At 40.4% G+C, this 7,950-nt stretch carries 7 protein-coding genes; 5 read left to right on the top strand and 2 right to left on the bottom strand.

Annotated elements, in window-relative coordinates; translation table 11 throughout:
• Positions 1 to 1,313: 1,313 nt before the first annotated feature.
• Positions 1,314 to 1,790 (top strand): hypothetical protein, encoded by a 477-nt coding sequence (locus ACFE90_RS33610; RefSeq protein WP_375506628.1) that lies wholly within the window; start codon positions 1,314 to 1,316, stop codon positions 1,788 to 1,790.
• Positions 1,791 to 1,904: 114 nt separating this feature from the next.
• On the opposite strand, the gene ACFE90_RS33605 is transcribed toward ACFE90_RS33610, so the two are convergent.
• Positions 1,905 to 2,447, bottom strand: coding sequence for a hypothetical protein (locus tag ACFE90_RS33605; protein WP_375506627.1), 543 nt, complete (start codon positions 2,445 to 2,447; stop codon positions 1,905 to 1,907).
• Positions 2,448 to 2,797: 350 nt separating this feature from the next.
• Between ACFE90_RS33605 and argC the strand changes: the two genes are divergently transcribed.
• Complete coding sequence (argC, locus tag ACFE90_RS33600) at positions 2,798 to 3,769, top strand: N-acetyl-gamma-glutamyl-phosphate reductase (protein ID WP_375506630.1); 972 nt, start codon at positions 2,798 to 2,800, stop codon at positions 3,767 to 3,769.
• A gap of 205 nt (positions 3,770 to 3,974) precedes the next feature.
• Here the strand turns inward: argC and ACFE90_RS33595 are convergent, their stop codons facing one another.
• Positions 3,975 to 4,844, bottom strand: coding sequence for a hypothetical protein (locus ACFE90_RS33595; RefSeq protein WP_375506626.1), 870 nt, complete (start codon positions 4,842 to 4,844; stop codon positions 3,975 to 3,977).
• 118 nt (positions 4,845 to 4,962) lie between these two features.
• Here ACFE90_RS33595 and ACFE90_RS33590 point away from each other — a divergent pair, with 118 nt between their 5' ends.
• From ACFE90_RS33590 to ACFE90_RS33580, 3 genes are all read left to right on the top strand, one after another.
• Entirely contained in the window at positions 4,963 to 5,844 is an 882-nt protein-coding gene (locus ACFE90_RS33590) for an IS982 family transposase (protein WP_375506629.1), read from the top strand.
• Positions 5,845 to 6,429: 585 nt separating this feature from the next.
• The gene (locus ACFE90_RS33585; protein ID WP_375506625.1) at positions 6,430 to 7,071 is read left to right on the top strand and encodes a hypothetical protein; all 642 of its coding nucleotides are present in this window, start codon (positions 6,430 to 6,432) and stop codon (positions 7,069 to 7,071) included.
• A 10-nt stretch (positions 7,072 to 7,081) separates the two neighbouring features.
• A complete protein-coding gene (locus ACFE90_RS33580; RefSeq protein WP_375506624.1) occupies positions 7,082 to 7,888 on the top strand; it encodes a pentapeptide repeat-containing protein in 807 nt (268 codons plus the stop codon).
• Positions 7,889 to 7,950 lie beyond the last annotated feature (62 nt).

Genomic DNA, 7,950 nt, shown 5'->3' with positions numbered 1-7,950 from the left:
GCTCCATTAGTACCGTTGAAATTTACAACGGTCGTTAATGTTTGTGCAGAGGCTTGTTGCAAGGGCAATACTAATGGAGACGCCAACACAGCCAGAGAAGTTAAAATCAATACGCTATTTTTGCTTTGACGTTGTTTGTACAGATTCATCTTGTTCACTTAACTCCTACAAAAATTTGCTCAGACACGAACCCGAAATAAATCTCCAGCCTACTCTTCAATAACTGCTCTGCCGAACATAATTTCAGTGTGGGCGTAGTCGGTTATTCCTTTTAATCAGGCTAGAGGATTCTTGTATGGATGCAATCCAGTATGGAGCGCAAGATTTTGCACCCCTAAACAGATATGTATTCCATACAATTAAAAACAGCTTAATTGCTTGATCTAACGAATTTTGTAGTACTTTATTTCACAACTAATTTGTGAAATCAGGTACTATAAATTCGTTATTTATAACTAGCTTTTAGTGAGAATTCACCAAAAATTTTGGCATAGTTTTGGTCAGGAAAAATTTAGAAATCCTCTGACCGCCCATACCGCAATGGCTGTATTCACACTTAAGTTAATTGCTGAAAATGAGAGCATTAATGATGTCGCTCAGTAACATAACATACTGATTATTTTTTAGATGTCGTGAGCAACACAAAAAATTTAAATTTAACTTTTACCTCTGCTATAGCAATCCGATTTTATTTTTGAAAAAAGATAAGGGAGAATACTATGACAAACACACGTAATTTGTGAAACCCTTGTTGCGTAGGGATATTGATGAAAAAATATCCTCAATTATCAAACACTTGCTATTAAACCAATTTGCAATTCAAAATTACCTTTTGTAACGGGGATTTTAATTAGCCATGAAAATGTGCTGCCAAAGTAAGAGCATCTAAATTACTTTTGACAAAAACTTTGATTAATGTATTAAAGAAAGAATTAGATTATCGCTTGGTTTATTTTCTACGGGTCAAGGCGATGTCTACGACGGGCTACACCTATGCCTAAAATATTCTCAATAAGTAACCATTAATGCGATTATTTTGAGGTTTATTAAGGTTTTGTTATTGACAAAATGCACTTACTCTGCTAACAAAAGATGCTTGTTTCTTGCTACCCCAACTCACATAAGCAGTAAAACACAATCTTTAATCATTTCATATTAACTTGACGCACTTATGACAAACCTATAACAAAAGTATGGCTAGAAATTTTTACTGAGCAACCTGTTTAAAATTAGGAAATGAAAGAAACTTATCTAGATGAATATTGGTCATACAATTTTGACAATCAAGACTCATAAATCAGGAAATTTATTATATGAATCGGGTTTTTTCTAAGAGCTTACTGGGGCTAGCAGGTGTATCATTTTTACTTTGTTCGTCTCAATTAGCAATGGCGCTTGTACCCAATAACGTTGCTATTATCCTTAATAGTGGCTCTACAAATACGATTGGGTATCGCATTTACGTATCACCATCTGGAGAAGTTAATTATGTTGATGGCAAAGGGTCTAATCAAGGTAAATTGTCCGAAAAATTAACGAAAAAGTTTTTCCGTGACCTGAAAGTTGCTGAACCTTTATCTAACTTGCCAAAACAAGGTTGCGTCAAATCTGTTTCTTTTGGTACAACTACTACCATTAGATTAGCTGGTGAAGAGTCGCCAGACATTAGCTGTCCTGGCAATGCTAAAGCTCAACGATTGGATAATGACGTTATTGCAATTGCCAAAGCTTTAAACGTAGTTAATATTCCTAAGAGCCAAGGACAACCACTCCCACCCCAGAACTTTTAGTTGATTTACCGATTTGACTGTTTTTAGCTGGGGTTAGAGAGCTTGTACAAGATTAACGCTGCTCTGGATTTACACCAGAGCAGCGTTAATCTATACTTCATTTTCGGATGCAATTTAAGATGCGTTTGCTTTGGCAGTTCCCCGGAGTACTATAGTCTGATATGACTGTAATTGTCCAGACAGGGGAGTACGAATTAATCCTGATGTTTTTTGAGTGGTTAAAATGGCTTCAGTTTGGACAGAAATTTCTCCATTGCCGATAAATAGGTTAACAATTGGCAAAAGTAAGCTCAGTTTGACTATATTTCCTCCAAAATTAGGGTTTGGTGGCTTGCTAATAATAACTGTCACTAATGTACCGATATCAGTAGCTAATGTCTGAATTTCGCCACCACTGAAATGAGTGGAAATGTTTTTAGTTCTGTAATCAAGCTGTGGAACTCCCTTGAGAATTGAATACTGAATATTAGTACCTTCGCCCTCAAGTTTAAACTCATTTGGTCGTTGCACAACAATTGCTTGTGCTGGCTTCGTGGATTTGGTCATCAAAAAAGAAACCAGTGATGTGGCGGTTAAACCAGTCACAAAGGTAAAAGCAGTTTTGAGAATTTGACGACGGGGAGAACTACCAGCCATGTCTTTTAAGTTAAGCTTCATAATTAAGAAATCCCAGAAGCGAATAAATCTGATCTTTTCAAATATATAATGCTTCCGCAGATCACGTCCTAGCACTTAAGCCAATCATCCTACACTTCATGGACAGGTTAAGACTTGGTTTTAATCAAGCGATCGCTGCTATTTGAAACGCGCTTACCCTGAACGTGCTACCCTTTTTAGGCAGGGGAATTAAACGCCTTAACCTTGTTAAAGGATTCTTCTACTTTAGATGCGTTTGCCCTGACTTCCTCCCTAAATCAACTCCTGACTGAGCAAAAAGCAAGCAATTTGACCAGCATGAATTGATTTACTGCATAATACTACTCACAGATCAGGATGCTGGACGCATGATTACTAAACCTAAGATTTTTATTGATGGGGAATCGGGAACCACAGGCTTACATATTTACTCACGCCTCAATCAACGGGATGATATCGAGTTAGTTAGCATTGAGGCATCGAAACGTAGGGATGCAACTGAGCGAGCTAAATTAATTAATGCCGTCGATGTTGTCATTCTCTGCCTACCTGATGATGCAGCCCGCGAAGCTGTTAGCTTAGTAAGTAGTACTACGGTTAAGATCCTTGATGCTAGTAGTGCCCATCGCACAGCTAATAACTGGGTATATGGTTTTCCTGAACTCAATCCAGGACAGCGAGAGAAAATCGCCAGCGCTCAGTTTGTCAGCAATCCAGGATGTTATCCCACAGGATTTTTAGCCTGTATCCGTCCGTTGATTGCCAAGGGACTTTTAAAGAGTAATTTTCCCATCACCGTCAATGCAGTGTCAGGTTACTCTGGTGGCGGAAAGAATCTGATCAAACAATATCATACCTTCCATGAACAGGAAGCTGGAGGAGAGTCGCTCTATCCTTATGGTATCTACGGTTTGCAGTTTGGACATAAGCATGTCAAGGAAATGCATCATTACTCAGAGTTGGCATCGCCGCCGCTATTCGTACCAGCAGTAGGGGATTTTGAGCAAGGGATGCTGGTTCAGGTGCCTTTGCCGCTAGGGACTTTGGATAATCCACCATCAGGTGAGGTTATTCATCAAACAATTGTTAACTACTACCAAAGTGAAAAATTTGTGCAGGTTGCTCCATACAAAGATTCTACTCTGCTGCGAGACGGAATATTTTTGGATGCGATCGCAATGAACGGCACTAATATTGTTCAGGTATTTGTATTCGCCAATGACACTACCAAAGAAGCATTGCTAGTTGCTTGTCTCGACAATTTGGGCAAAGGCGCATCGGGAGCCGCAATCCAAAACTTAAACATTATGCTAGGCTTTCCAGAACAGTTAGGATTGCTATGAAAGAGGGTTAGGCAATAGAGAAAAAGCAGTAATTTACTTCATGCTCAATGATTAATGGTTTGTACAAGACAGCAATAACTATTATGAGTGGGTAAATTGCTCATTTTAAAAAGCAAAAAGGCAAATTGAGAAAGCAATCTGTCTTTTTGCTTGAGAACCGCTATATTTTAACTTAATGATTTTGGAGTTTTCAGTACTTTTTTATTTATTCTTTTTTTAGTTGCTCAAATAATTGAATTACATGAGATTCAAAACCTTTATTTCGCTCTTGCACTGATTCAATCAAAGGTCGATTGAAAAGATTAATTACAAACTTGCCTAGTTGAATACCTAAAGGTTTTAAATGCCCACCCTTTGCAGGTTGTATAAATTCCTGTGGTGGTTTTTTTAGAATATTAGTAAACCACTCACAGGTTAATTTAGCAATATTATCAGATTGAAAACAAACTAAACCCATTATATTAAATAAACCACTATCTTTGATTAAGTTATGGGTTTCTTCAACGCTTGGTTTCACACCCCAACCCAGATTATCGATGATATTCGCTAAAAACTGAGGACGAATTGCGCTCCCTGTGTCAGCAATAGCAGGTGCTAATAAGACAGAAGCCTGCCCTTTAATGAAGATACTGTTAATTTTGATTTTCCGATTTACGTAACTGTAAATTAGTTTTCGATCTTCTACAATTTTTTGTTTAAGTTCCTCAAAGAGAATGTTAATGTCTGCAATAATACTTTCTATCTGTGACTCATCCGAAGTATAAGATAGCAGATTCCGAATAAACTTTTCTCTATCTTGAGGCTCTAGAGGTAAAGCAGTAAATCCTTCTAACAAGGAGATATATTTACAGCCAAGGCTATGTCCAATCCAAGAAAAGTTTTTATCATCTAGATAGGCTTCATAATCATATCCTTCAACGCTTGCCATCCTCACAAGCTCTGGCAGAATTTCATACTGCTCTCTCATGAGGAAACCAGCTTCTACATAATGGTTAAAAGTGAAATTAAACGGCAAAAGAATAATTGTATATCCCTGCTCATATAGGCATTGAAGCAGATAGCGATAAAAAATCATGGGGCCAAATGTACCAAAGAAAGCTCCTGCAATAAATTGAATTAACGTGAGTTCGGGATAAGAAAGAGGCAAAACAGGTAGGCTGAAAGTGCTAAATTCTCATCCATCTGCTTGCCCTATGTTCACTCTAGAAGAACTATTCTGTTCTGTCGATGACTTCTGTCAAACCTTTGAATCACAGTGGGAGCGCCAACTGTTGGGTAATGGGCTGCAAAAAAGAAAGCGTGATCGCAGTCTATGTTTGAGCGAGATCATGACAATTCTGATCGGCTTTCATCAGTCTTGTTACCGGAATTTCAAAGCCTATTACCAGGATAAAGTACAGGTTCAGTGGCAAGCATACTTCCCCGGTTTGGTCAGCTACCATCGCTTTGTGGAATGGATGCCTAGTACCCTGTTGCCTTTGTGTGCAAATCTTGGCTCCTGTTTTGGCTCCTGTACAGGCATCAGTTTTTTGGATTCGACCAGTCTCAAAGTCTGTCACAATCGGCGGATCAATCAACATCGGGTGTTCCAAAATCTAGCTGCTCGCGGCAAGACTTCAGTTGATTGGTTCTTTGGCTTCAAACTCCATGTAGTGGTCAACGATCGTGGAGAATTGCTGAATGTTGTGCTGACTCCAGGAAATACCGATGACCGTATCCCCGTGCCCAAATTGCTGCAAATGCTATTCGGCAAAGTGTTTGCGGACAAGGGCTATGTCTCTCAAAAATTAGCAAAACAATTACTCGAGAGTATTGGGATACAACTGATCACCAAACTCAAACGTAACATGAAAAATCGCTTCATGTCCTTGAGCGATCGCCTGTTGCTCAGGAAACGCTCGATCATTGAGACCATCATTGACCAGTTCAAGAATATCTCCCAGATTGAGCATTCCCGTCACCGATCGCCTGTCAACTGCCTAGTCAACATTGTCTGCGGTTTAATCGCTTACTGCCACCAACCTAAGAAGCCTGCGATCGCCATCGATCATAAAGGTTTGCTTTCTGGCACCTAATCTTAACCCGAACTCACGTTGAATTACTCCTTTAGGCTGTGGATGCAGAGCAACCCAACTGTGAGAAACAGGTTTAAATCTCAGTTTTAAATTTGTATTTATCATGACTTAGCAATGAGTGCATCTCATTTTGGTAGGTGTATACTTAACCTCCAAACTGAAGTTGCTGCTTTTCGGATATTTCCTTGTTTCCACCTATACCACTACTTGCCTACTTTGTCAATGTGCAAATCCTAGTACTGTGAGTTTGATTGGCTGCGGTTTTGGCAGCATTTTGAAGATATCCGCAGAAGTCCAATGGATTTTTCCCGCTTCAGTTTAGCTATTGGACTTTTTTGTAACATCAAGTTTATCAGTAAATCAAGACCAGTTGGGCATTGCAGACAGCGACTTGTGTGTAATAAAGCTTGTACAATTGTCAAGGCGGTTTTCCCGCCAGAATACTTCTCAGGCGTAAAATTTATCGACAGCAAAATTTTTCTACTTTGTGTTTTTCCATGCTTCACTTGTGGCAAAAATGCCCCAAATTAGGCGTTCATATCTTGCAATAGATAACTTTTACCCTTATGACTGGAGAGCAAAATCTTGGGAATAGAACTACGCAGTTTCGTATTTCTCGACAGCCTGCAACCTCAACATGCAGCATATATGGGAACAGTAGCTCAAGGCTTCTTACCATTACCAGGGGATACATCACTGTGGATTGAAATCTCTCCTGGTATCGAAATTAATAAAATTACGGATGTAGCGCTGAAAGCTGCCTCTGTCCGTCCGGGAGTACAGGTAGTTGAACGACTCTACGGACTATTAGAAGTTCATTCTAGCTCCCAAGGTGAAACGCGAGCTGCTGGGCAAGCAATTTTGGCTGCATTGGGAGTCCGAAAAGACCAATGTCTCAAACCGCGTGTTGTTTCTAGCCAAATTATCCGCAACATTGATGCTTACCAAACACAACTTATTAATCGCACGCGACGGGGCCAGCTATTACTAGCAGGGCAAACACTGTATGTATTAGAAGTGGAGCCTGCTGCTTACGCCGCACTGGCTGCGAATGAAGCTGAGAAAGCGGCATCGATTAACATCCTTGAAGTTCAAGCTGTAGGAAGTTTTGGACGGCTTTACTTAGGTGGACATGAAAGAGATATTCTAGCAGGTGCGGCAGGAGCATTAACAGCAATAGAAAGTGTAGCTGGTCGGGCAAATCCTCTGGGTATGCGTCAGGAGTAAAGGAGAGAAAATGGCAAATCGAGAGCATCTAGCTTTACTCAAAGCAGGTGCAGTTACATGGATTGAATGGAGAGAGAAAAATCCTCAGATTGAACCAGACCTCAGCGCCGCAAACCTGCAAGGGGATAACTTTAGAGGCGCAAATCTCCAGGGGGTAAATTTGAGCAAGGTGGATTTGGGTAATGCTTTACTTGTGCGAGCAAACCTCAGTGGTGCTGATCTGAGTAGTGCCAACCTCTACAAAGCCTTCCTCATTGAAGCTAACTTGAGTGATGCTAACTTCAGTGTTGCTAACTTGAGTGGTGCTATACTTACGCAGGCAGATTTGAGTCATGCTAATTTTATTGGAGCAGACTTGAGTGAGACGAATCTTAGAGGCGCTGCGATCGCTCATGCTAATTTAATTGGAACCGATTTAAGAGGCGCTAACTTGAGAGATGCCGATTTAGGTGCAGCGAAGCTAATGCGGACTAATCTCTCTTTTGCTAACCTCATTGAAGCTAACTTGATTGCGGCTGACCTCAGCGAGGCAAGTTTGTACGAGGCAGAAGTATTGGGGGCTTATCTTTATAAAACTGAACTGTACAAAGCTAATCTAAACAAAGCTCACCTCAGTGGTGCTTACCTGTTGCGGGCTAACTTAAGTGAAGCTAACTTAAGTGAAGCTGACTTGAGTTGGACTAACCTTAGAGGCGCGAATTTGGCAGGCGCGAATCTCAGAGGAGCTAACCTCAGAGGAGCCGACATTAGGGGAGCTAACCTCAAGGGCGTAAATCTTCAGGAGGCAATTATGCCTGATGCTTCAAGGCATGATTAATTAGGGACTTCCAAATAAAAAAATATACCATCGCTATAGAGGCAGGGGGCAGGGGGCAGGGG

Origin of the sequence: uncultured Nostoc sp. (assembly GCF_964245445.1) — a bacterium.
Classification (GTDB): Bacteria; Cyanobacteriota; Cyanobacteriia; order Cyanobacteriales; family Nostocaceae; genus Nostoc.
Note: the sequence above shows the minus strand (reverse complement) of the source record. Positions and strands in the feature narration are given on the sequence as shown.

Bases quoted from the DNA above. Each gene is read 5' to 3' on its own strand.
- ACFE90_RS33590 (WP_375506629.1), top strand. From the start codon at position 4,963: ATGTTCACTCTAGAAGAACTATTCTGTTCTGTCGATGACTTCTGTCAA.
- ACFE90_RS33595 (WP_375506626.1), bottom strand. From the start codon at position 4,844: ATGATTTTTTATCGCTATCTGCTTCAATGCCTATATGAGCAGGGATAT.
- ACFE90_RS33610 (WP_375506628.1), top strand. From the start codon at position 1,314: ATGAATCGGGTTTTTTCTAAGAGCTTACTGGGGCTAGCAGGTGTATCA.
- ACFE90_RS33580 (WP_375506624.1), top strand. From the start codon at position 7,082: ATGGCAAATCGAGAGCATCTAGCTTTACTCAAAGCAGGTGCAGTTACA.
- ACFE90_RS33605 (WP_375506627.1), bottom strand. From the start codon at position 2,447: ATGAAGCTTAACTTAAAAGACATGGCTGGTAGTTCTCCCCGTCGTCAA.